The following is a 22,567-nucleotide window of genomic DNA, read 5'->3' as shown; positions in this document are numbered from 1 at the left end:
TACCTAGTGTAAATTTTCTGCAATGCAGCATAAAAGACTTGATTTTCTGCGCTGCAGCATATACTCTTCATTGTAGCGAATAGGGCCGCGCAGACCGAACCCCTGGCCCTTCTATCTCAGATCGGAGCGACGAAATGGCCGCAACTACCCAAGATTTCACCAAGATTATGCAAGATATGATGTCCTCGATGCCGATGGACATGTCGAAGTTCCAAGAGGGCTTCAAAGCGCAAGCGGCTTTCGGTGAGAAAATGTCCAAAGTGGCTTTGGATGCTGCCGAGAAATCGACCGAGATTTCGGCAAAATGGACCAAAGAAACGCTCGCCAAAATGAGCGATATCGCAACCACCAAATCCGAACCGGCAGACTATGCTAAAGCTGTCAGCGACTTCGCGTCGGCTTCGGCAGAAATCGCGTCGGAAAACATCGCCGCTTTCGCAGAAGTTGCGAAAAAAGTGCAGATGGAAACCGTCGAACTGATGCTGGCCGCCGGCAAGGACTTCTCGGAAGATGCCACCGCTGCCATGAAATCGGCAACGTCTTCGGCAACTTCGGCTGCGAAAAAGACCACCGCAGCAGCGACCGCGAAGTAATCTCTTCCTCCCGGGTCTCTGGCAAGATCCTCCCAGTCAGGGAACGGACTTAGGGGCGGGCTTCGGCTCGCCCCTTTCTTATTGATTTTATGGCATTTGCGCCTCATGATAGCGTTTCATACGATATCCTGGGGAGGATCATCATGGCCGATGCGGAAAAGCCTCTACTGATCAAACGCTACGCGAGCCGTCGTCTGTATAATACGGAGACGAGCGATTATGTGACGCTGGAAGATATTGCCCGCTTCATTCGCGATGGCCGCGAGGTGCAGATTGTCGATCTGAAATCGGGCGACGATCTGACGCGCCAGTATCTTCTTCAGATCATTGCCGAACATGAAAGCCGCGGCGAGAGCGTTCTGCCGGTGGATGTGCTGACCGATCTCGTGCGCTCTTACACCAGTTCGGCGCAAAGCGTTGTGCCGCAGTTTCTGGCGGCAAGTTTCGACATGCTGCGTCAGGGCCAGTCCCAGATGATGGAGAATATGGGCCGTATGCCGATTGCTTCCATGCCGGGATTCGAGGCGCTGCAAAAACAGCAGCAGGCGTTCTTGCAGACGATGATGGGGGGCTGGCCCAAAGCGGGCACCGGCCCCGAGCGGGAAACCCCCGCCGCTTCCGAGGACCGCGAGGAACTGGAAAAGATCAAGAAACAGCTTTCCGAATTGCAATCGAAGCTGTCCAAGCTCTGATCACACGCATCCCAGCGCCCTTAGCGCTTCGCCAAGGGCGGTTTTGGGCAGAAGGACCAGACAGGGGCCTGTCATCTGCAAGGTGACGGGCCCTGTGACTTCATTCGAGGTGCCGATCTGGCCGCAAGGCTCCAGCGTCAGGCCGTCGATGGGCCAGCGTAGCCCCGTGGATGTTCCGGCAGAGGGGCCTAGCGGATAAAGGGAAAAGCGGCTTTGGACCGGCAGGGTCAAAGCCATTTCCGGTGGCGCGCAGAACACGATATCTTCCGCGTCGATCAGGATGATCTTTTTACGTGGCGGGTGGGCCAGCGCCGACAGGGCCGCCAGCGTATGGTCGAGCCGCCGCCCCGTAAAGCCGAGCCCCAGATAGAAAGGGGCTTGTGTCAGGCGCAGGCATTTGCCGAAATCGGTGCTGTCCTGTTCGGCGATGTGGTGCAGCCGTTCTGCCGTGATTCTGCCACGATGGGCCGGATCGAAGCTATCCATATCGCCGATCACGGCTTCGGGCATCAGTTCCAGCGCCAAGGCCTGATTTGCGCCGCCATCTGCCGCGACCAAATGCGGCGCGATTGTCATGGCATGGTAAACGTCCCGAGGGTCGATTTGCCCGCCACCCAGCAGCGTAATGCCGGTTTTTCTTGATAATACAGGCGATTCCGTCATTATTTGATCCTGTCAGGGGCGCTGGATTGGCCTCTGAATAGGTAAAATTCCTTGTAATTGCCATTATTCGTTCACTGAATGGCACCAATTTCGAAACATGGTTAGCCGAACAGAAGTCCAAAGAGGCGAGCAAATGGTCGGTGCAAATAAGATTCTCACTGTTTCTTACGGGACATTCTCCTGCACGCTTGAGGGCTTTGACGAGCCGTTCCAGACGATGCAGGCGATTGCGGAATATTTCCGCGACCTCGCCGCCGAGGACCGATATTTCGGTGCCGAGCCTCCCCAGCCTGATGCGGAGATGCTGCACCGGATTGCCGAGCGCGAGATCCAGCGCCGCGTTGATGCCAAGATCCAGAAAAACGGGGTGATTCTGCGTGCTTCGGAAACGGGCTCTGTGCCTTCTGTCGCCGCCAGGTCCTTGGCACCGGAGAAGCCCGAGGCTGCTGTCGCCGCGCCGGAAGAGGCCGCGGCAGTTCAGGTGCCCGTGCAAACACCCGTTCAAACACCGGTGCAAACACCCCTAAAAACGCCTGCGCCGATGGCGGCCCGGATGGAGGAGTCTGTGGCTGCGAAGCTGGCGCGCATCCGCGATGTCGTGGCCCGTTCCAAAGCGGAGGCCGCGGTGGCTGAGGCTCCGGAGCTTTCGGGAGCCGAGTTCATGGAAGATCTGGCCGGTGTGCCGGAGGATCAGGACTATATCGGGAAAGGGGGATTTGGCGATCCGCTCGATATTTCCGGGCCGGTATCGGATGACGAGTTGACACAGATGGCCGAGAGCGACCGCACCTCGCCCGACGAGCTGGAAGCCTCTGCCCGCGCCGAGGCCGAGGCGTTGCAGGAGGCGGCGCGTCAGGCCGAAGAGGCTGAGGCAGAGGCCGCGCGTTTGGCTGCGGAAGAAGCGAAAGCCGCAAAAGAGGCCGCACGGGTTGCCGCAGAGCAGGCTGCGCAGGCGGCAGAGGCAGAGGCCCGCGCGAAAGCCGAGGCCGAGGCAAAGGCAGCCGAAGAGGCCGAAGCAGCGGCCAAAGCCGAAGCCGAAGTCAAGGCCAGAACCCTTGAAGCCGAAGCTGAGGCCCGTGAAGCAGAGGCCCGTGAAGCTGAAGCCCGTCTGGCAGCAGAGCTTTCGGCCTTGGAAGAAACGGCGGAGGATGCCGAGCACACGCCGCAGACGGTTGAAGCCCCTGCCGCGCCGGAGGTTACGGAGGACGATGCTGCAGAGGCCACGCCGCGCCCTGTGCGTCCGCAGCTTCGGACCCGCGTGATCAAGGTGCGGCGCGTTGCCCCGCCCCCTGCGGCAGAAGAGCCTGCGCCTGCTATGCCCGCAGCCTTGCCGAATGTGCCGACCAATGATTTGCCGGGGGCCGATCTTTCGCCCGAGGATGAGGAAGATCTGCTCAAGACCTTGGCCGAGCTGGATGGCCCCGAAGAGGCGGCAGACCTGCCCCCGCAAGAGGTGGTGCCGCAGCCGCGGATGCCCGAAGAGGATGCAAGCGAAGCCGCAATCGCCGACTTGCTTGCAGATGAGGCTGCGGATCAGGTTGCGGATGCGGGGGAAGAGGCTCCTGAGGGCGACGCTGACGAGGCATCCGCGCCGGTCGAAGAGCTCGCTCCTCAATCTGCCGAGGCAGAGCGGGCACAAGAGCCCGAGGGCGCGGCCAAGGTCACGCCGCGGCGTGGCCCCAGCCTGACCGATATCCTGCGCCGCCGCCGTGCCGATGACAAACCCGCCGAGGCTGCGGCAGAGGAGCCCGAGACGGAACCGGCTGTGGTGAAAGCGGGCATGGGGGAAGGGGCCTCGGAGGCGGATGTCTCGCGTCTGATGAAAGAGGCCGAAACCCAGTTTGCAGGGCGTGACAACCGGCGCAGATTGTCGGCGATTGCGCATCTGAAAGCCGCAGTGGCTGCGACGGTGGCAGAGCGCCGTCTGAAAGGCGAGAAAGCCCAGCCCGATGAGACGAAAGCCTATCGCGAGGATCTCGACCGTGCGGTGCGCCCGCGCCGTCCGGTTGCCGGAGAGGATCGCGACAACCGCCCCGAAGCGCCGGAAGCGGTGCAAACGGCCGCCGAGCCGCGTCGTGAGGCACCGCTGGTGCTGGTGTCGGAGCAGCGGGTGGATGATCCCACGGCCACTGCCAAAGCGGCGGAAGAGGCGATCCGTCCGCGTCGGGTGACCACCGCCGAGATTGCGCAGCAGATCGATGACGCTGCGGAGGACATTCAGGACAGCCTCCCGCAAGGAGGTGCAACCAGCTTTGCCGAATTTGCGGACCGTGCGGGGACGCGTGGTCTGGCCGATCTTCTGGAAGCCGCAGCCGCCTACACCGCACAGATCGAGCAGCAGCCGCATTTCACCGCGCCGCAGATCATGCGCAAGGTGACCGCATTGGAGGAAGGGGCAGGCTATTCGCGCGAGGACCGGATGCGCAGCTTCGGGAAACTCCTACGGCAGGGGAAGATCGCCAAGATCAATCGCGGTCAATATGTGGTCTCCGAGCAGTCGCGCTTTCTCGAGGAAAAACGCGCCTGAGAGACCGGCACGCAGGCCCTGAAGCCGACTGGAAAGCCAGAAAAGAGACCCGAAACGGTGCGTGCCGTTTCGGGTCTTCCGCATTGGACGGCGCGCGCCCGTGCGCGGGCGGCGGCATGCCGTGTCTTTGCTGATGGTCTCGACAGGGGGGAATGTGAAAAAGCTCCCGAAGCGGTTTCGGGAGCTTTTGAAGAGGTCTGATGGCCAGTTTACGGCGTGGTATCGGACTGTTTCGCGGGATCGGCCTTGCCGACCCCCATGAAGACCGGCTTGCACGGGAAAATCCATGCGACGCCAAGGCCGATATACAGTGCCAGTTCGGCCCAGAGCGGCAGACGCCCGAAGCGGGCCTCCAGCCAGTTGGCCAGTGTCACCGCCACCACGACATAAAGCGGCAGGGCGATGACCAGCACCAGAATCGCCAGCCTGCGCCGCGTCGTCCAGCTTAAGTGTCGCCCCGCCATCGCGATCAATCCGCGAAGGGGTCGGTGACGAGGATCGTGTCGTCGCGCTCGGGCGAGGTGGACAGCAGGGCCACGGGACAGTCGATCAGCTCTTCGATGCGGCGGACATATTTGATGGCCGCAGCCGGAAGATCGGCCCAGCTCCGCGCACCTTCGGTCGAGTCGCTCCAGCCTTCGATCTCTTCATAGATCGGGGTGCAGCGCGCCTGTTTGTCCGAAGCCGTCGGCAGATAGTCCAGACGCTCGCCGTCCAGTTCATACCCCACGCAGATCTTGATGGTCTCGAACCCGTCGAGCACGTCCAGCTTGGTCAGCGCGATCCCGTTGACACCCGAGACCGAGCAGGTCTGACGCACGAGAGCCGCATCGAACCAGCCACAGCGGCGCTTGCGGCCGGTGACCACGCCGAATTCATGACCACGGGTGCCGAGGCGCTCGCCATCATCGTCTTTCAGCTCGGTCGGGAAGGGGCCTTCGCCGACGCGGGTGGTATAGGCCTTCACGATGCCCAGCACGAAATCGATCGATCCCGGACCGATGCCAACGCCGGTTGCGGCCTGACCTGCGATCACGTTCGAGGAGGTCACAAAGGGATAGGTGCCGAAGTCGATATCCAAAAGCGAGCCCTGCGCACCTTCAAAGAGGATGCGTTTGCCGGCTTTGCGCTTCTCGGCCAGAACTTTCCAGACGGGGGCTGCATATTGCAGGATTTCTGCCGAAATCTCGCCCAGCTTGGCGATCAGCGCATCCTTGTCGATGGGCTCAAGCCCCAGACCGGCGCGCAGCGCGTTGTGGTGCACAAGGGCGCGATCCACACGCAGTTCCAGCGTGGCGGGGTCGGCAAGGTCCGCGACGCGGATCACGCGGCGGCCAACCTTGTCTTCATAGGCCGGACCGATGCCGCGACCGGTGGTGCCGATCTTGGCCACTGCCACCTGCGCCTCGCGGGCACGGTCAAGCTCGCCGTGGAACGGCAGGATCAGCGGCGTGTTCTCGGCGATCATCAGCGTCTCGGGCGAGATATCCACACCCTGTTCGCGGATTTTCTCGATTTCCGAGATCAGATGCCACGGGTCAAGCACGACGCCATTGCCGATGATCGACAGCTTGCCGCCACGCACCACACCCGAAGGCAGCGCGTTCAGCTTGTAGACCTTGCCGTCGATGACAAGCGTGTGGCCGGCATTATGCCCGCCTTGGAACCGTGCGATGACGTCGGCACGTTCCGACAGCCAATCTACGATCTTGCCTTTCCCCTCGTCACCCCACTGGGCACCGACGACGACGACATTGGCCATGAGACTCTCCTTGGCGCTGCGAAAAACCTCGGGCGGTATACAGAAGCCAAGCCCGAGGGGGAACCAGTTTCTTGGGAAAACTGCCGTGAATGCGGTGAAAAAACATCTCGGGGGGAGGGGCGCGCATATATAAGGAGTGCGCAGCCCCCCTGCGGGGCCCCTCTGCTGTGGGATAAGGGGTTGCGCGATGGGCGGCATATGAATAAGTAGGCGCAAGCTTTGCAAGAAGGTCCGTCTCCATATGCAGAACATCATCCTTACCGTTCATCTGATCCTCGCGCTGTTGATGATCGGCGTTGTTCTGTTGCAACGCTCCGAAGGCGGTGGCCTCGGGATGGGCAGCTCGGGCGGTGGCGCGGGCGGCGTGATGACCGGTCGTCAGGCGGCCAATGCCCTGTCGAAAGCGACATGGGTTCTGGCGGCGGGCTTTCTGTGCACCTCGGTGGCGCTGACGGTTGTTGCCGCACGCGACGCGGGCGAATCTTCGGTTCTGGACCGTCTGGGTGCTGGCAATTTCACCGTTTCGGGCAAGGACGAGGCCAAGCCGGATGCCGCATCCGAAAGCAAGACCGATGATGCCGCGATCCCGAGTGTTGACCTGACCCCGCCCGCCGCGACGGATTCTCCCGTCACGCCTCCGGCCGCGCAGTAAGACATCTCACAACTTCTGTGCGCCCCTTTGTCGGGCGCACAAGTGGTAGCGTAACCACATAAAATTTACCCAACTGCTTGCGGTCCGATTGCGGGCTGGCCGCGAATCATGTAAGCATCAAATCCCGTGATCCCGAAGCCTTTGGCCTCGGGAGTGTTTATAATTTTTGTCAGGTCCGCTGCTGGACCGGCAAACCCAAGCAAACTCACGGGGGCTTTCATGGCACGTTATGTCTTCATCACCGGCGGTGTGGTGTCTTCTTTGGGGAAGGGGCTGGCATCGGCGGCGCTGGGGGCTTTGCTGCAAGCTCGCGGCTTTTCGGTGCGGCTGCGCAAACTCGATCCCTATCTGAACGTCGATCCGGGCACGATGAGCCCGTTCGAACATGGCGAGGTTTTCGTGACCGATGACGGCGCGGAGACCGATCTGGATCTTGGTCACTACGAGCGGTTCACCGGCGTTCCGGCCCGCAAGACGGATTCGGTTTCGTCGGGGCGTATCTATTCCAACGTTCTGGAAAAGGAACGCCGTGGCGAATATCTGGGCAAGACCATTCAGGTCGTGCCGCATGTCACCAATGGCATCAAGGACTTCCTCGCCGTGGGCGATGACGAGGTCGATTTCATGCTCTGCGAGATCGGTGGCACGGTGGGCGATATCGAAGGTCTGCCCTTCTTTGAAGCCATCCGTCAATTCGCGCAGGAACGTCCGCGCGGCCAATGTATCTTCATGCACCTGACCCTGCTGCCCTATCTGGCAGCCTCCGGCGAGCTGAAGACCAAGCCCACCCAGCACTCGGTCAAGGAGCTGCGCTCCATCGGGTTGCAGCCGGATGTGCTGGTCTGCCGCTCGGAACAGCCGATCCCCGATAAGGAACGCGCCAAGATCGCGCTTTTCTGTAATGTCCGCCCCGATGCGGTGATTCCGGCCTATGACCTGAAAACCATCTACGAGGCCCCCTTGGCCTATCACCGCGTGGGTCTCGATCAGGCGGTTCTGGATGCCTTCGGGATTTCGCCCGCGCCCAAGCCCGATCTGTCGCGTTGGGAAGACGTGATGGACCGTCTGGAAAATGCCGAGGGCGAGGTGAAGGTTGCAATCGTCGGGAAATACGTCCAGCTGGAAGACGCCTATAAGTCGATCGCCGAGGCGCTGACGCATGGCGGCATGGCCAACCGCGTGAAGGTAAAGGCCGAATGGATCGATGCCGAATTGTTCGAGAAAGAAGATCCGGCCAACTTCCTGAGCGATTATAACGCGATCCTCGTGCCGGGCGGCTTTGGCGAACGCGGCACCGAGGGCAAGATCCGCGCGGCGCAATTCGCCCGCGAGAAGAAGATCCCCTATCTGGGCATCTGCCTTGGTATGCAGATGGCGGTGATCGAGGCCGCGCGCCACCTTGCAGGCATCGAGGATGCGGGGTCGGAAGAGTTCGACCACGAGGCAGGCAAGCGCCGCTTCGAACCGGTTGTCTACCACCTGAAAGAATGGGTGCAGGGCAATCACCGCGTCGAGCGCAAGGTCAGCGACGACAAGGGCGGCACCATGCGTCTGGGCGCCTATTCCGCCGTGCTGAAGGCCGATTCGAATGTGGCGGCTGTCTATGGCACCACCGAGATCGAAGAGCGTCACCGTCACCGCTATGAGGTCGATGGCCGCTACCGCGAGAAGCTGGAGGAATGCGGTCTGGTGTTCTCGGGCATGTCGCCCGACAATCGCCTGCCCGAGATCGTCGAGCATAAGGACCACCCGTGGTTCATCGGTGTGCAGTTCCACCCCGAGCTAAAGTCGAAACCTTTCGCGCCGCACCCGCTCTTCTCGGGTTTCGTGAAAGCCGCGAAAGAGCAAAGCCGGTTGGTATAAGAAAAGGGGCCCTCGGGCCCCTTTTTCATTTGGCGGTTGGTGTGACGAGGTCGAGTAGGGCGGCGTGGGTTGCGCGGTATTCTGCGATGTCGTCACTGACGCGCTCTTTTGCGCGTTGCTTCCATATCTCTGCGGAGTCCAGATCATGCTTCGAGTGAGCACAAAGCCAGAGAAGCCACGAGAGTAGGTGGATCCCTTCGAGACAAAGGGCAAACTGCTTTCCCCACTGACCTTCATAGGTTCCGGCCGCGTTGTCTTCGTCTGCCCTATCTTTATAATCCCAAAGCTCTTTGCGCTTTCTGCCAGCACCGCGTGCCAGTTTATGCGCTAGGTTTTCGTCTCGGAAAATCTTGAGTGTGGAGCATCGATCATCCCAGTCTTTGAATAAAATGCGCCACTCTTCGTAGGCGCTTTCGTCTGGGAAAATCTTCCAGCCTATCTGTCCTTCTTTGTGTTGGATGAATTTTGTAGGGGATATTACGTCAGTGGTGCCGTCGAGCAGTTTAGCGGTCTCAAGCAGAAGGCTGTTTTCATAAGTCTTGAACGTCATCCATGCTGACTGCTGAACGGGAGTTAGAGCAACAAGTTCGTGCCGTTTGAGCTTGCGCGGGTTTCGTTCGAGATATTCCTGTACAAAGGCAATGTCGACGCAGAGGTCATCCAACGCTAGCTGGAGTTCATGCACAAATTCGTCGAAGTTTGGCACTTTTTCTGGGCGTTTTTTCCGAGGGTTTCCCAAATTCTGAAGCTTTCAATCAATTGAATTTACCTCTTCGAATTGGTGGTCAGCCCTAAAATTATCAATGGGCATCGAGCCCCGCCGCAAATCGAAAAGGGGCGCCCGAGGCGCCCCTTCTATTCAGCCCATCCGTTCCGAGGCATAGGAGCCAGGGGAGGCGGGGAAGACCACCGTTTTATTGCCGTTGATGAAGGCGCGGTGGTGGATATGGGCGTGGATCGCACGCGAGAGCACCTGCGCCTCGACATCGCGGCCCAGCGATACGTAATCGGCGGCCGATTGGGCATGGGTGATACGGACCGTGTCCTGTTCGATGATCGGGCCTTCATCGAGATCGGCGGTCACGTAATGCGCCGTCGCGCCGATCAGCTTCACGCCGCGTTCATAGGCTTGCTTGTAGGGGTTCGCGCCTTTGAAGGAGGGCAGGAAGGAGTGGTGGATATTGATGATCCGCCCCGACATTTTCTGGCACAGATCATCCGACAGCACCTGCATATAACGCGCCAGCACGATCAGGTCGGTGCCGGTTTCCTCGACCAGCGCCAGAAGGCGGGCTTCGGCTTGGGGCTTGTTCTCTTTAGTGACCTTGATGTGGTGGAAGGGGATGTCGTAATTGACCACGACCTTCTGGTAGTCGAAGTGGTTGGACACGACGCCCACGATATCCACCGGCAGTGCTCCGATACGCCAGCGATAGAGCAGGTCGTTCAGGCAATGGCCGAAGCGCGACACCATCAGCATGACCTTCATCCGCTGCGACGGATCGTGGAATTTCCAGACCATAGCGAAGGGGGCCGCCACCGGATCGAAGCCTGCCGAGATATCCTCCAGCGCCATACCGCCCTCGCTGCGGAAGGTCATGCGCATGAAGAACTGCCCCGTCAGCGCATCGTCATATTGCTGCGCGTCGATGATATTGCAGGATTTTTCTGCCAGATAGGTGGTGACGGCGGCCACAATTCCGCGGGCGGTCGGGCATTGCACGGTCAGGACAAAGGTCTGTTCGGGGGTCTGTTCGGCGGTCTTTCCGGCTGTTGTCTCAGGGGCGGTCATCGGATGTCCTCTCGCATGGCTTGTTGCCATGACCTTCATCCGAACGGCCATTCCCTTCGCGGTGATTTGCGACAGGCTGACGGGAAAAGGCGACGCCCGCCTGCGACATTGCCAAAAGAAACGCCCGAAGCGGGGGCCTCGGGCGGGGAGCTTAGATCTGTTTCTCGGGCAGCTGCACCACAAGGCCGTCCAGATCCGGCGTGACCTTGATCTGGCAGGTCAGCCGCGAGGTCTCGGGGTCGGGCTGATAGGCGAAATCGAGCATGTCCTCTTCCATACTGTCTTTCGGCGGCAGGCGGTCGACCCATTCTTTGGCGACATAGACATGGCAGGTCGAGCAGGCACAGGCCCCGCCGCAATCGGCATCGATGCCTGGCACGCCGTTGTCGCGTGCGCCTTCCATCACGGTCAGACCGGGTTTGACATCGATTTCATGTTTCGTGCCGTTATGTTCGATATAGGTGATCTTTGCCATGGCTGTGCTTTGCGCCCCGAACTTGCTTTGGTTGTCAGTGGAACTGGTGTAGGGCATGACGGAAGGCTTGACCAGTGCGCGGGCAGGGGCTCTGTGGTGCAAAGCGGCAGGTCAGGCGAAGTTGAACGGAATGCGGATGGCGGGAATGCGTAAATATGTGGCGGCTGTCTCGGTGCTGGCCATGCTGGGCGGTTGTATGACGGGCGATCGCCAGATCGCACCGCGCGATGATTCCGAAATCCCGCTGACACTGGCCAATGAATGGCGCGACACCCCGCCCGATCCGGCGGCGGCAGGGTGTTATGCGCGTCAGACCAGTCCGGCGGTGGTCGAAACGGTAACCGAACAGCGGCTGGTCTCGCCCGAGATCCGCGACCCCGAGACCGGCAAAATCACGCAGGCTGCCGCCTATCACACCGAAACCCGCCACCAGATCGTGACAGCGCGGGGCACGCGCTGGTTTGCCGCGCCCTGTCCGCCGGTCTTTACGCAGGATTTCGTGGTGATGCTGCAACGCGCTCTGGCGGCGCGGGGCTATTATCATGGGGGGCTGTCGGGCAGTCTGGACCGGTCCACGGGGCAGGCGATCCATGCCTATCAGAAAGCGCGCGGGCTTTATAGCGCGACCCTTTCGACACGGGCGGCACAGGAGCTGGGGCTGACGCTCTGGTCGGACAAGACCGCCCCGACGGCTTCGGCCACGCCCGGTGTTGCTGCGCCCTATCCCGGCCAGATGGGACCAACCTGACCTCTGGGGCCATACCCATTGCCAAGATCGGTTGAAGGGCGCCCCGTGGGGCGCCCCTCTCTCTACAGGTGGGGATGTGCGGTGATTATTTCACCGGCAGCGCGACAAAGCGCGGCTCACCCCCACGACGGATCAGCAGAAGAAGCGATTTCCGCCCCTCATCCTTGGCCTCTTTAACGCGGTCTTGCAGGTCGGTGACGCTGGTCACATCCTGCTGACCGGCTTCGGCAATCACATCTCCGGCGCGCAGGCCCTTGTCATAGGCATCGCTTTCCTCGTCGAGATCGCTGATGACCAGACCTTTGGCATCCGAGGGCAGATCCAGCTGGCCGCGCAGGTCGTCGTTCAGCGGTTCGATGGACATGCCTAGAACGGTATCGCTGTCTTGCGACTGGCTTTTTGCCGCCGCCGGAATGGGCTGGTCTTCCGAGGTCTCGCGGCGGCCCAGCGTGACGGTCAGGGTTTTCTCTTTGCCATCGCGCTGGACGATCACCTGAACCTTCTCGCCAATCGGGGCCTTGGCCACGCGGCGCACCAGATCGCGGGTGTCGGCGACATCGCCCCCGTCGAATTTCACGATCACGTCGCCCGCCTGCATGCCCGCATCCTTGGCCGGACCGTCGGGCACTTCCGAAACCAACGCGCCTTTGCTCGAGCTCAGACCCAGCGCTTCGGTCATATCATCGGTGACATCCTGAATTTTCACACCCAGCCAGCCGCGACGGGTTTCGCCATATTGCTGTAGCTGCGACACCACGTTTTTCACGACATTCGACGCCATCGAGAAGCCGATCCCGATCGAGCCGCCATTGGGCGACAGAATCGCGGTGTTCACGCCGATCACCTCGCCGTTCATGTCAAATAGCGGCCCGCCCGAGTTGCCACGGTTGATGGCGGCATCGGTCTGGATATAGTCATCATAGGTGCCCGAAAGCTCGCGGTTGCGCGCCGAGACGATCCCCGCCGAGGCCGAGAAGTTCTGGCCCAGCGGGTTGCCCATCGCCATGACCCAGTCACCTACCCGCATCTTGTCGCTGTCACCGAAGGGGACGAAGGGCAGTGGCTTGTCGGTTTCGACCTTCAGAAGCGCGATATCGGTTTTGGGATCGGTGCCGATCAGCTTGGCTTTCTTGGTGGTGCCATCGAAGAAGGCCACCGTGATGTCATCGGCATTTTCGATCACATGGTTATTGGTCACGATATAGCCGTCTTCCGAGATCACGAAGCCCGATCCCAGCGCATTCGAGTGATGCGGGCGCGAGGGGCTTTGCTGGCCCTGATCGGGGAAGCCGAAATCGCGGAACAGATCATCGAAGGGGCTGCCTTCGGGGAACATCGGGTTCGACTGGGTCGGGGTCGAGACGGTCATCGAGGTGGTGATCATCACCACCGAAGGCGAAACCTTCTGCGCCAGATCTGCAAAACTGTCAGGCGCGGCTTTGGCAAATACCGGCGTGGCATGAAGCGGGGTCAGGGCGATTGCGGCCGCCACGGCCGCGGCCCCGAAGGCACCACGGACATTTTTTGCGGACAGGAAGGCGGGGGTCTGGATTGTCATGCTCTCTCTTGCTCCGAAGATGCGGTTGGCCGGCACCTTTAGGCTTCCGACCTCGGTATGCCAGTTTAAGAACGTCGTGACGGAAATCACAAATGAAAGCCCCGTCTCATTGGGACAATTGGCTGTGAAACGCCGGTGACCACCTGTCTGGCCGGATCGTGATTTGACACGGGCTCTGCTGTGAGGGGGCGGTTCTGTGTCGCCACGGTCGGTATCGCGGGCGATGATCCCTCTGATCCGGTCCGGTAACCGGCGCGCTCGTCCATGAGAAAGGCCGCAACCTTGCGGCTGCGGCCTTTCTGTGATGCGGGGCCTATTGCGCGGCTGGCGGCTTTGCCGTCTGCGCTTGGCTGGGGGCTTCCCCAAGCGATTTCAGGAAGCGGTCATAGTCGAAGTAAAGACTATCGGGCTGCGCGATGATCCGCGAGCTATCCGACTTCAGCGTATTGGCGTAGAAATCCAGCTGGCGGGTGAAGGCGAAGAAGTTCGGGTCCTTATTATAGGCCTCGGCATAGATCTTGTTGGCCTGTGCCTGTGCCTCACCACGAACGATCTCGGCCTGACGTTGCGCATCCGAGGTCAGTTCGGTGCGGGTCCGGTCGGCGCTGGCGCGGATCCGCTGGGCGGCCTCGTTCCCGCGTGCGATCTCGTCAGCCGCCTCCCGCTCGCGCTCGGCGCGCATACGGGCATAGGTGGCCTCAAGGTTCTGGTCGGGCAGGTCGGTGCGGGTCAGACGCACGTCGATCACCTCGACCCCAAGGGCCTGTGCCTCGGCGCGGGCGGAATCGCGGATCTTCACCATCAGGCTGATCCGGTCATCCGACAGAACCGCAGTCGAGGGCACACCCCCCAGTACTTCGCGGATCTGGGCGGTGATGATATTGTCCAGCTGCTGCTGCGCCCAGGGTTCGCCGCGGCCACGGGTGGCTGTGTGGAATTTCACCGCATCGGTGATGCGCCAGCGGGCAAAGGCATCCACCACCAGACGGCGGTCATCCAGAGGGGTCACCTCCAGTGGGCGCGTCGTCAGCGACAGGATGCGGTCCTCATAGGTTTTGACCGTCTGGATCAGGGGAAGTTTGAAACCCAGACCGGGGGTGGTCTTGACCTCTTTCACCTGCCCGAATTGCAGCACAAGCGCCTGTTCGCGCTCGTCGACCACATAGACAGAGCTCAGGCCGACAGCGGCCACAAGGGCGATCACAGGAATGGCGATTGCGAGTTTTTGCATCAGTTCGATCCCTCGCTCGACGTGTCGGTTTTGGCTGCAGGTTTCATGTCGGGCAGCGGCAGATAGGGCACGACCCCCTGAGCGCCCTCGGGCTCGTCGATAATCACCTTATCGACCCCGCCCAGAACGCTTTCCATCGTCTGCAGGAACATCCGGCGCTTGGTCACATCGGGCGCGTTGACATATTCATTATAGACCGAGGTAAAGCGCGCGGCCTGACCCTCGGCCTCGTTCACGGTGCGGGCACGATAGGCTTCGGCCTCTTCTTTCAGCTGGGCGGCCTGACCACGGGCCTGCGCGGTGACGCGGTTGGCATAGGCGTCGGCTTCATTGGTCAGACGGTCCCGCTCTTGCTGGGCCGCCTGCACCTGACGGAAGCTGTCGATCACCTCCTGCGGCGGATCGGCCTTGTTGAAGTTCACACGGATCACATGGATCCCCGAGTTATAGCTGTCGAGCGTGCCCTGGATGGCGCCTTCCAGCTCGGCACGGATCGCCCCGCGATCACGGTTGAGCACCGGTGCCAGTTCCGAGCGCGCGATGATGTCGCGCATGGCCGATTCGGCCACCGCGCGGATCGATTCCTGCGGATCGGAGAGGTTGAAGAGATATTTCGCCGGATCCTTGATGTTCCAGACGACCTGGAACTGGATATCAACGATATTCTGGTCGCCGGTCAGCATCAGGCCGGTATCGTTCGAGCCTGCGCGCCCCATCCCGATATCCACCGTCTGTTCCAGATCGACAGGCAGGATTTCATGGGTCACCACAGGCCAAGGGGCGAAGTTGAGGCCTGCGGTCTTGGTGGCCGAATATTTGCCGAAGGTCATCTCGACGGCTTCTTCGCCCTGCTGCACGGTATAGAACGACGACCATGCCCAAAGCACGGCAGCCCCGACCACGACAATCGCGCCGATGGTCTTGACACCGGGACCATTGCTTGGGCCGCGCGGTCCGGCCCCGCGACCGGACCCCGAACGCCCGCCCATCAGCACGCGCAGCTGTTCGGAGCCCTTTTTCATGAACTCTTCGATCTCGGGGACCTGCTCTTTGCCGGGGCCACGTTGTCCGGGGCGCTTGTCGGACCCTTTCGGCTTGTCGCCGTCATCTCCGCCGCCCGTTCCCCAGGGACCTGAATTGCTCATGAGACTCCTCACCTTTTCTTGATCTCCGCAGTGATTTGGGGAGGGAACCCGCAGGTTTCAACCCGCCCCATAGCAGTTCTAAGTATATGATTGTCGATATTTCCGGATTCCCGCAGGGCCGGTTTACCTGCGGGGGCCGTGGCTCAGACGCTGCGCGTCGGGCTGCGCATGGTTACCAGTTCTTCGGCCATTGTCGGATGCACGGCGCAGGTCGCATCGAATTGCGCCTTGGTTGCGCCCATCTTCATGGCAATGGCCACCATCTGGATCATCTCGCCCGCATCGGGGCCAACGATATGGCAGCCGGTCACGACCTGTGTCTTCTGATCCACCACCAGCTTCAGGAAGACCTTCTCGTCATTGCCCGCAAAGAGGCTCTTCATCGGGCGGAAGCTAGAGGTGTAAATATCGGCACCGGTGCCCGCGGCCTCCTCCTCGGTCACGCCACAGGTGCCGAATTCGGGCTGGGTGAAGACCGCCGAGGCCACCAGATCATGGTCCATCTTGCGCGGATTGGCCCCGAAGACGGTATCGGCAAAGGCGTGGCCCTCGCGGATTGCCACAGGGGTCAGCTGGATGCGGTCGGTCACATCGCCCACCGCAAAGATCGAGGGCACGTTGGTCTGCGACCATTCATCCACCAGCACCTCGCCCCGCTGGCCCAGTTTGACGCCGGCCTCCTCCAGCCCCAGCCCTTCGGTCAGCGGCACACGGCCCGTGGCGTAGAGTACGGCGTCATAGGTCTCTTCGGTTTGTCCCGCGATATGCACGCTGAAGGCCGTGCCCTTGCAGGTGACGCGGTCGATGACATGGCCGGTGCGGATGCGGACCCCCGCGCGTTCCATCTGCCCCACGATCACATCGCGCGATTCCGCATCAAAGCCGCGCAGAAGGGCCGAGCGGTTGAGCAACGAGACCTCGACGCCCAGACCGTTCAGGATGCAGGCGAATTCGCAGGCGATATAGCCCCCGCCCACGATCAGCATGGTCTTCGGCAGGGTCTTGAACTTGAACATGTCATTGGAGGTCAGCACATGTTCGCACCCCTCGAACTCCGGCACGAAGGGTTTGCCGCCCACCGCCACCAGAATATGCTTGGCCGAGACGATGCGCCCGTCGGCCAGTCTCACCTCATGCGGGCCCGCCACGGTCGCGCGGCAGTCGTGGAGGGTGACGCCCGCGCCTTCCTGTCCCTTGCGATAAAGCCCTTCCAGACGGTCAAGCTCGGCCTCCAGCTTCCTGTGGAAGACCTCCCAGTCGAAGGCACCGATCGTGGCGTCCCACCCATAGGCCTGCGCCTCGCGCACGGCTTCGGGATAGCCCGAGGCATAGACCATCAGCTTTTTCGGCACGCAGCCGCGAATGACACAGGTTCCGCCCATGCGGTATTCTTCGGCCAGTGCCACTTTCGCCCCGTGGCCTGCCGCGATCCGTGCGGCCCGGACCCCGCCAGAGCCGCCACCGATGACAAAAAGATCAAAGTCGAAATTGCTCATGGGAGATGTCCTTACGTTCCGCTCCGCCAGACGCGGGGCTGTCATGGGCAGCACATGGCCCTTCTGTTGCGCGAAGATAGACCACACATCGGCGGGCTTGGCCAGAGTTGCCGTCGTCGGGTCGCGTCTGCCCCGAATGCGCGACCAATATGGTCAATGCGGCGGGTAGCCCAAAGCCGTGCCGTGGGACCATGAGCGCTTGAAGCCGGCATGTGTTGACACAGCTTGCACGGTGCTGGCGGCATTTCGGGTCTGAGCGGGGCAGGGCAATGCAGGGCGGGGCCTTGGGCGGGGCGCTTCAATATGCGGAACGCCTCCCGCAGGCCCTGGAACAGAAACGGGCCCGCAGCGGCAGCGCCGCCCGGACCCGGTCTAGCTTATTGGCCGTCGCAGCACGCCCGCAAGGCGGGTGGCTTGGCGGAGTGGCGGTTATTTCAGATCGCCAAATATGTTGTCGTTCTCGGCAAAGTCGATCTTTTCATGCGCCACGGTGCCAGCATTGATATCGCGCACTTCGACGCGGCCATCGGCATCACCGATGATGACCATATCGCAGATGTCGATGAACAGCCCGCTTTCCACCACACCGGCGATCTGGTTCAGCGCCAGTGCAAGTTGGCGCGGATTGCCGATCTTGTTCAGATGGCAGTCGATGATATGGTTGCCCTCATCGGTGACCAGAGGCTGGTCGCCCTCCATACGCACGGTGGTCTCGCGGCCCAGCACATCCATCGACGACAGCACTTCCTCGATCAGGGTGCGGGTCACCGGCCAGCCGAAGGGCGTGACCTCGACGGGCAGCGGGAAGGCCCCCAGATGCGCGACTTCCTTGGATGCATCCGAAATCACGATCATCCGGTCCGAAGCGGTCGCCACGATCTTCTCTTGCAGAAGGGCTGCACCGCCGCCCTTGATCAGGTTCAGCTCGGGGTCGAATTCATCGGCACCGTCAATGGTCAGATCCAGCCATTTCGCCTCTTCCAGCGAGACGACCTTGATGCCCATCTGGCGCGCGAGGTCTGCGGTGCGGGTCGAGGTCGGCACGCCGATGATGTTCAGCCCTTCCTCGCGCACACGCTCGCCCAGACAGCGCACCATCCATGCAGCGGTCGAGCCGGTGCCAAGGCCGACACGCATGCCGTCCTCGATGAAATCCACCGCGCGGCGGGCGGCGGCGAATTTGGCCTTGTCCATGGGGGAAAGCTCGGCGGGCATGGTTTTGCTCCTCAAAGATCCGTTCGCGCGGCTTATAGCAGACCTGCGCGACCATGCACGCGCTATTCCTCAGGGTTTCGTATAAAATCATATGGGCCGCGTGATCAGGCGCGCGTGATCACGCGCGCTGGGGCAGGCGCAACATCCGCTGCGCTTTGCCCGTGGGCACGATCGGGCGCGCAGGCAGCATGCCGAACGGGTCGGCCTCGCGCGTGGCTTGCAGATAGCGGGCCGTTTCGGGGCCGACGCAACTCAGCGCGGCGGGGCCGGGCAGCAGGCTTTCGGTGCGGGCATCTTCGGCAAAGACGACCTCGTGGCGTTCGAACAGCAGATGGACCCACTGGATGCGGTCGCATTCGGCACGGGTGATGCCGGGTTGTCCCACAAGGGCGCGGGCCGCCACAAGAATTTCCTCGCCCTGCAACGGCCCCCGCTCCGGTCGCATAAGCACCCTGTGCTGGCCCGACAGAAACAGCGGGCGCGTATTGCCGATAACACCGGTTTCAAACCGCACCGGCGCATTGGCTCCGCGTCCGTTAACCAGCCAGCGCCCCGCCCATTCCAGCGGGCGATAGCCGTTATCGACGGTCTGGATACGCATCCCCTCGCGCAGCTTTTCCACCGGCACCGGCCCCTGCTTGGTGGCCACCAGACTGCCTGCCGCAAAGCAGATCGCCATCGCACTATAGGCAATAACCGGATCATTGCTGTCGATGCCCACAATATCGTAGCTCTGTCCGGCAAAGAGCCGTTCGGTAGAGGCGATCCCATGCACTTGCCCCTGATATTCCAGCACATAGATCGTGATGTTGTCGGCAGGATCGCTCGAACCGCTGGGGCGGATGATATAGCTGTATTCGGTCTCGACCCCGTCGCCCGCATCCCACGCGACCCCGTCGAATGTGGTGGCGGCGGCCAGAGCCTGCCCGCCATCGGCATCCTCGAAGCTGGCATCGTCATCGACCAGATCGACAAGCTGCAGATCGGCGCTGGGGGAGATGACAAAGCTGGTGGCACCGGGCGCATCTGTCTCGGCCGTCGCATTCGATGCAAACGGGTCAGGCCCCGTGATCACGAGGTCGGAAATTTGCCAGGCGCCAAAGGTTGGCATGTCACCATCACGTCAGTTACAGAACCAGCCCCTATCTGACCGATTTTCGGTAAATGTTCAGCTAATGTTCTTAATCTTGTGGGGGAATTCGCGCGTTTGATGCGCCGAATGTCGTTTTCGCGCAGGTCCGCCGGTCGGGCTGTGACATTGTGCAAAGGCAGCCATCCCCGCCCGCGCGGGACCATCCAGGGAGTGCGAGATGTTTCTGAGTGTGTTCGATATCTTCAAGATCGGGGTCGGGCCGTCCTCTTCGCATACGATGGGGCCGATGGTCGCCGGTGGCATGTTTCTGGCGCTTCTGCGGGGCTCGCATTTCAAGGCGCACGGGCTGCGTGCGCGGCTTTACGGGTCGCTGGCTTTCACCGGTAAGGGCCATGCCACCGACCGTGCCACGATCCTCGGTCTCGCGGGGGTCCTGCCCGAGAGCTATGACCACGAGGCCGCCGAAGCGGTTCTGGCGCAGAATGCCAAGGATCATCTGCTGACCCCCGAAGGGCTGGGGCCGCTGGCCTTCAACCCCGAAACGGATCTGGTTTTTGATTATGGCCCCGCGCTGGAAGGTCATGCCAACGGGATGGTGCTGGAGGCGCTGGATAAGCAGGGCGACGTGCTGGCGCAGGAGACCTATTATTCCATCGGTGGTGGCTTTGTGCGCAGTGCCCGCGAGATGGCGGCCGCCGATGATGCCGCGGCCAAGGATGCGCCATCACCCGTGCCCTTCGGGTTCCGTTCCTCGGATGAGATGCTGTCGATGGCCCATGCCTCGGGGCTGGGGATCGCGCAAATGAAGCTGCAGAACGAGGCCCGTTTCCGCAGTCGCCCCGAGATCGAGGCGGGGTTGTCGCGCATCTGGGAGGTGATGAACGGCTGCCTGTCGCGCGGGCTCGAGACCGATGGCATCCTGCCCGGAGGTCTGAAGGTCAAGCGCCGCGCCAAGGCGATCCATGACGCGTTGCACTCCGAACGCGGCCAGAACCTGCAGGCGCCGCATATCGTCAACGACTGGATCTCGACCTATGCGATGGCGGTGAATGAGGAAAATGCCGCCGGCGGGCAGGTCGTCACCGCGCCAACGAATGGGGCGGCGGGTGTGCTGCCTGCGGTGATCCGCTACTGGCTGGACCATGTTCCGGGGGCAAGTCGAGCCCGCGTGGGGGAATTCCTGCTGACGGCGGCGGCAATTGGCGGGCTGATCAAGACCAATGCCTCGATCTCGGGGGCGGAATGCGGCTGTCAGGCCGAGGTGGGCTCGGCGGCGGCCATGGCTGCGGCGGGGCTATGCGCCGTGATGGGCGGCACGCCCGAGCAGATCGAGAATGCCGCCGAAATCGCCTTGGAGCATCATCTGGGGATGACCTGTGATCCGGTGCGCGGGCTGGTGCAGGTGCCCTGCATCGAGCGCAACGGTCTGGGCGCGATCAAGGCGGTCTCGGCAGCCTCGCTGTCGCTGCGCGGAGATGGCACGCATTTCGTGCCGCTTGATGCCGCGATCGAGACCATGCGTCAGACGGGCCGCGATATGCATGAACATTACAAGGAAACCAGCCTTGGCGGGCTGGCGGTGAATGTGCCTAATTGCTGAGCCCTGATCTTTCCTGACGCTCGGCGGGGCTCTTCGGCGGAAACTTTCAGGGCATTAGTGGCTTTTGCTAGGGAGACTGGCGAAAGGACACGGGATGGCACGCGAAATCAGGATCGAGGAACAGGCGCAGGTGCCTCTGGACGGGGCGGTTTTCGGCTGGCTGGCGATGGTGCCGATCTGGCTCTTGGCGCTGACGGTCTGTCTTCAGGGCGAGATGCAGGGTTTGGCGCTGCGCGGTCTGGTCCTGTGGAGCGCGGGGATCGTGATGTTTCTGGCAGGTGTCCGGCGGGGCTTGAGCTTCCGCACGCCGGGCGGGCCTCGGGTCGGGCAGCTTGCGGTGATGCTGGGGATGTTCGGCGCTGGGCTTTTGGCGCTGATTCTGCCCGAAGCCATCGGGCTGGCGCTGCTGGCTTTGTGTTATGCGATCTATGCGGTCTTGGACCCGAGGGCCGCTCGGCGCCAAGAGGTGCCTTTGTATTTCATCAGGCTGCGGCCATGGCAGATGGGCAGCGCCTGTCTGGCGCTTGGCGGTGCGTGGTTGGCGCTGGTGCTGTAAAGGCCTGACTTGCGGGCGAGGCCCTAGCTGGTTAGACCGAGCGGGATTTATTTTGCGATTTCCTGCAGAGGTTTTTATGACCGAATTCGAGCGCGCCCCGAAAGGGGTCGAGTATCACGATCTGACGCAGATCCCCCGTTATCAGAAGTATATCGAACTGGCTTTGCCGCTGCCGTGGTTTGTCGGGTCTTTGGTGCTTTATGCGGGGCCGTTCTGGCCCTTGGGTTTTATCTGCAGCTTTATGTTTTTCCTCTGCTGTCTGCGGCTGAACCATGAGGCGATCCATGGCAATCTTGGTGCTCCTAGGGCGGTGGATCACGCCATCATGCATGGGCTGAGCGGTTTGATGCTGGGGTCGAACCATGCGGATGCCTTCTGCCATCTGGAGCATCACCGCGACATGATGGGCGAGGGCGATCACGAGGGCCATTGCGCGCGCATGAGCTTTTGGGAGGTGCTGCGCTATGGGCCGAGGTTTCCGGTCAAGCTGAACACAACGACATGGGCGCGGGGCGGTGCGCGCTGGCGGCGCAGGCTGTTGGTGGATTGGGCTTTGGTGGCGGCGCTGGTGCTGCTGGGAGTGCTGCTGCCTGCGGCTTGGGGAGGGGGGACGCTGCGGTTCCATCTTCTGGCGATGGCTTTGGGGCAGTGTTTGACGGCATTTTTTGCCGTGTGGATCACCCATCAGGGAACGGACGAGACAGGGCTTGCGGGGCGTAGCCAGCGCGGGCCACTGGCGTGGGTTGCCTATCTGATGTTCTACCACCGTGAACATCATCTGTTTCCCAAAGTGCCGGTCAGCCGCCTGCCGGAACTGGCGCGGCGGCTGGATGCGACTGTGCCGGGCTATGCCGCGGGGCGCCAGCCTGTGGTGCCTGTTTGGGATGATGTCCGGCGCTAGGGTTA

21 protein-coding genes are annotated in these 22,567 nt (G+C 61.7%); 9 read left to right on the top strand and 12 right to left on the bottom strand.

Features of this window, described 5'->3' with window-relative positions; translation table 11 throughout:
- Positions 1-134: 134 nt before the first annotated feature.
- Positions 135-593, top strand: a complete 459-nt coding sequence (locus WDB88_RS11590; RefSeq protein ID WP_339107832.1) for a Phasin — start codon at positions 135-137, stop codon at positions 591-593.
- Positions 594-736: 143 nt separating this feature from the next.
- Complete coding sequence (gene phaR / locus WDB88_RS11585; RefSeq protein WP_339107831.1) at positions 737-1,285, top strand: polyhydroxyalkanoate synthesis repressor PhaR; 549 nt, start codon at positions 737-739, stop codon at positions 1,283-1,285.
- Here the strand turns inward: phaR and WDB88_RS11580 are convergent, their stop codons facing one another.
- Complete coding sequence (locus WDB88_RS11580) at positions 1,286-1,948, bottom strand: thiamine diphosphokinase (protein ID WP_339107830.1); 663 nt, start codon at positions 1,946-1,948, stop codon at positions 1,286-1,288. It lies immediately after the preceding gene.
- A gap of 133 nt (positions 1,949-2,081) precedes the next feature.
- Between WDB88_RS11580 and WDB88_RS11575 the strand changes: the two genes are divergently transcribed.
- On the top strand, positions 2,082-4,475 hold the full coding sequence (locus tag WDB88_RS11575) for a hypothetical protein (RefSeq protein WP_339107829.1): 2,394 nt from the start codon (positions 2,082-2,084) through the stop codon (positions 4,473-4,475).
- A gap of 209 nt (positions 4,476-4,684) precedes the next feature.
- Here WDB88_RS11575 and WDB88_RS11570 read toward each other — a convergent pair whose 3' ends face one another.
- Positions 4,685-4,939 carry a DUF2842 domain-containing protein gene (locus WDB88_RS11570; RefSeq protein WP_339107828.1) on the bottom strand — a complete coding sequence of 85 codons (255 nt, stop codon included), beginning with the start codon at positions 4,937-4,939 and terminating at the stop codon, positions 4,685-4,687.
- Positions 4,940-4,944: 5 nt separating this feature from the next.
- Entirely contained in the window at positions 4,945-6,237 is a 1,293-nt protein-coding gene (locus WDB88_RS11565) for an adenylosuccinate synthase (protein ID WP_339107827.1), read from the bottom strand.
- 241 nt (positions 6,238-6,478) lie between these two features.
- Here WDB88_RS11565 and secG point away from each other — a divergent pair, with 241 nt between their 5' ends.
- Both secG and WDB88_RS11555 read left to right on the top strand, forming a co-directional pair.
- A complete protein-coding gene (secG, locus tag WDB88_RS11560; RefSeq protein ID WP_339107826.1) occupies positions 6,479-6,889 on the top strand; it encodes a preprotein translocase subunit SecG in 411 nt (136 codons plus the stop codon).
- A 219-nt stretch (positions 6,890-7,108) separates the two neighbouring features.
- A complete protein-coding gene (locus WDB88_RS11555) occupies positions 7,109-8,752 on the top strand; it encodes a CTP synthase (protein ID WP_339107825.1) in 1,644 nt (547 codons plus the stop codon).
- A 25-nt stretch (positions 8,753-8,777) separates the two neighbouring features.
- Here WDB88_RS11555 and WDB88_RS11550 read toward each other — a convergent pair whose 3' ends face one another.
- From WDB88_RS11550 to WDB88_RS11540, 3 genes are all read right to left on the bottom strand, one after another.
- Positions 8,778-9,491, bottom strand: coding sequence for a hypothetical protein (locus tag WDB88_RS11550; RefSeq protein ID WP_339107824.1), 714 nt, complete (start codon positions 9,489-9,491; stop codon positions 8,778-8,780).
- A gap of 120 nt (positions 9,492-9,611) precedes the next feature.
- On the bottom strand, positions 9,612-10,544 hold the full coding sequence (gene purU, locus WDB88_RS11545; RefSeq protein WP_339107823.1) for a formyltetrahydrofolate deformylase: 933 nt from the start codon (positions 10,542-10,544) through the stop codon (positions 9,612-9,614).
- Positions 10,545-10,695: 151 nt separating this feature from the next.
- Positions 10,696-11,019 carry a 2Fe-2S iron-sulfur cluster-binding protein gene (locus WDB88_RS11540; RefSeq protein ID WP_339107822.1) on the bottom strand — a complete coding sequence of 108 codons (324 nt, stop codon included), beginning with the start codon at positions 11,017-11,019 and terminating at the stop codon, positions 10,696-10,698.
- A 55-nt stretch (positions 11,020-11,074) separates the two neighbouring features.
- Between WDB88_RS11540 and WDB88_RS11535 the strand changes: the two genes are divergently transcribed.
- Entirely contained in the window at positions 11,075-11,767 is a 693-nt protein-coding gene (locus WDB88_RS11535) for a peptidoglycan-binding domain-containing protein (protein ID WP_339107821.1), read from the top strand.
- Positions 11,768-11,852: 85 nt separating this feature from the next.
- On the opposite strand, the gene WDB88_RS11530 is transcribed toward WDB88_RS11535, so the two are convergent.
- From WDB88_RS11530 to WDB88_RS11505, 6 genes are all read right to left on the bottom strand, one after another.
- The gene (locus tag WDB88_RS11530) at positions 11,853-13,325 is read right to left on the bottom strand and encodes a DegQ family serine endoprotease (protein WP_339107820.1); all 1,473 of its coding nucleotides are present in this window, start codon (positions 13,323-13,325) and stop codon (positions 11,853-11,855) included.
- 313 nt (positions 13,326-13,638) lie between these two features.
- Positions 13,639-14,556, bottom strand: coding sequence for a protease modulator HflC (locus tag WDB88_RS11525; RefSeq protein ID WP_339107819.1), 918 nt, complete (start codon positions 14,554-14,556; stop codon positions 13,639-13,641).
- Complete coding sequence (gene hflK / locus WDB88_RS11520) at positions 14,556-15,701, bottom strand: FtsH protease activity modulator HflK (protein ID WP_339107818.1); 1,146 nt, start codon at positions 15,699-15,701, stop codon at positions 14,556-14,558. The genes WDB88_RS11525 and hflK overlap by 1 nt, the downstream gene beginning before the upstream one ends.
- Positions 15,702-15,844: 143 nt before the next feature.
- The gene (gene gorA / locus WDB88_RS11515; protein ID WP_339107817.1) at positions 15,845-17,197 is read right to left on the bottom strand and encodes a glutathione-disulfide reductase; all 1,353 of its coding nucleotides are present in this window, start codon (positions 17,195-17,197) and stop codon (positions 15,845-15,847) included.
- A 429-nt stretch (positions 17,198-17,626) separates the two neighbouring features.
- On the bottom strand, positions 17,627-18,412 hold the full coding sequence (rpiA, locus tag WDB88_RS11510) for a ribose-5-phosphate isomerase RpiA (RefSeq protein WP_339107816.1): 786 nt from the start codon (positions 18,410-18,412) through the stop codon (positions 17,627-17,629).
- 118 nt (positions 18,413-18,530) lie between these two features.
- Positions 18,531-19,523 carry a Hint domain-containing protein gene (locus tag WDB88_RS11505; RefSeq protein ID WP_339107815.1) on the bottom strand — a complete coding sequence of 331 codons (993 nt, stop codon included), beginning with the start codon at positions 19,521-19,523 and terminating at the stop codon, positions 18,531-18,533.
- Positions 19,524-19,722: 199 nt separating this feature from the next.
- On the opposite strand from WDB88_RS11505, the gene WDB88_RS11500 reads away from it, so the two are divergent.
- The 3 genes from WDB88_RS11500 (at position 19,723) to WDB88_RS11490 (ending at position 22,562) form a co-directional block, all read left to right on the top strand.
- Positions 19,723-21,105, top strand: a complete 1,383-nt coding sequence (locus WDB88_RS11500) for an L-serine ammonia-lyase (RefSeq protein WP_339107814.1) — start codon at positions 19,723-19,725, stop codon at positions 21,103-21,105.
- A gap of 94 nt (positions 21,106-21,199) precedes the next feature.
- Positions 21,200-21,661, top strand: coding sequence for a DUF3429 domain-containing protein (locus WDB88_RS11495; protein ID WP_339107813.1), 462 nt, complete (start codon positions 21,200-21,202; stop codon positions 21,659-21,661).
- A 76-nt stretch (positions 21,662-21,737) separates the two neighbouring features.
- On the top strand, positions 21,738-22,562 hold the full coding sequence (locus WDB88_RS11490) for a fatty acid desaturase (protein ID WP_339107812.1): 825 nt from the start codon (positions 21,738-21,740) through the stop codon (positions 22,560-22,562).
- The last annotated feature ends 5 nt before the right edge of the window (positions 22,563-22,567 follow it).

The organism is Thioclava sp. GXIMD4216, assembly GCF_037949285.1.
GTDB classification, from domain to species: Bacteria; Pseudomonadota; Alphaproteobacteria; order Rhodobacterales; family Rhodobacteraceae; genus Thioclava; species Thioclava litoralis.
The sequence above is the reverse complement of the archived record's forward strand: the minus strand, read 5'-3'. Positions and strand labels throughout refer to the sequence as shown.

Bases quoted from the DNA above. Each gene is read 5' to 3' on its own strand.
- WDB88_RS11590 (WP_339107832.1), top strand. From the start codon at position 135: ATGGCCGCAACTACCCAAGATTTCACCAAGATTATGCAAGATATGATG.
- phaR (WP_339107831.1), top strand. From the start codon at position 737: ATGGCCGATGCGGAAAAGCCTCTACTGATCAAACGCTACGCGAGCCGT.
- WDB88_RS11580 (WP_339107830.1), bottom strand. From the start codon at position 1,948: ATGACGGAATCGCCTGTATTATCAAGAAAAACCGGCATTACGCTGCTG.
- WDB88_RS11575 (WP_339107829.1), top strand. From the start codon at position 2,082: ATGGTCGGTGCAAATAAGATTCTCACTGTTTCTTACGGGACATTCTCC.
- WDB88_RS11570 (WP_339107828.1), bottom strand. From the start codon at position 4,939: ATGGCGGGGCGACACTTAAGCTGGACGACGCGGCGCAGGCTGGCGATT.
- WDB88_RS11565 (WP_339107827.1), bottom strand. From the start codon at position 6,237: ATGGCCAATGTCGTCGTCGTCGGTGCCCAGTGGGGTGACGAGGGGAAA.
- secG (WP_339107826.1), top strand. From the start codon at position 6,479: ATGCAGAACATCATCCTTACCGTTCATCTGATCCTCGCGCTGTTGATG.
- WDB88_RS11555 (WP_339107825.1), top strand. From the start codon at position 7,109: ATGGCACGTTATGTCTTCATCACCGGCGGTGTGGTGTCTTCTTTGGGG.
- purU (WP_339107823.1), bottom strand. From the start codon at position 10,544: ATGACCGCCCCTGAGACAACAGCCGGAAAGACCGCCGAACAGACCCCC.
- WDB88_RS11540 (WP_339107822.1), bottom strand. From the start codon at position 11,019: ATGGCAAAGATCACCTATATCGAACATAACGGCACGAAACATGAAATC.
- WDB88_RS11535 (WP_339107821.1), top strand. From the start codon at position 11,075: ATGACGGAAGGCTTGACCAGTGCGCGGGCAGGGGCTCTGTGGTGCAAA.
- WDB88_RS11530 (WP_339107820.1), bottom strand. From the start codon at position 13,325: ATGACAATCCAGACCCCCGCCTTCCTGTCCGCAAAAAATGTCCGTGGT.
- WDB88_RS11525 (WP_339107819.1), bottom strand. From the start codon at position 14,556: ATGCAAAAACTCGCAATCGCCATTCCTGTGATCGCCCTTGTGGCCGCT.
- hflK (WP_339107818.1), bottom strand. From the start codon at position 15,701: ATGAGCAATTCAGGTCCCTGGGGAACGGGCGGCGGAGATGACGGCGAC.
- gorA (WP_339107817.1), bottom strand. From the start codon at position 17,197: ATGAGCAATTTCGACTTTGATCTTTTTGTCATCGGTGGCGGCTCTGGC.
- rpiA (WP_339107816.1), bottom strand. From the start codon at position 18,412: ATGCCCGCCGAGCTTTCCCCCATGGACAAGGCCAAATTCGCCGCCGCC.
- WDB88_RS11505 (WP_339107815.1), bottom strand. From the start codon at position 19,523: ATGCCAACCTTTGGCGCCTGGCAAATTTCCGACCTCGTGATCACGGGG.
- WDB88_RS11500 (WP_339107814.1), top strand. From the start codon at position 19,723: ATGTTTCTGAGTGTGTTCGATATCTTCAAGATCGGGGTCGGGCCGTCC.
- WDB88_RS11495 (WP_339107813.1), top strand. From the start codon at position 21,200: ATGGCACGCGAAATCAGGATCGAGGAACAGGCGCAGGTGCCTCTGGAC.
- WDB88_RS11490 (WP_339107812.1), top strand. From the start codon at position 21,738: ATGACCGAATTCGAGCGCGCCCCGAAAGGGGTCGAGTATCACGATCTG.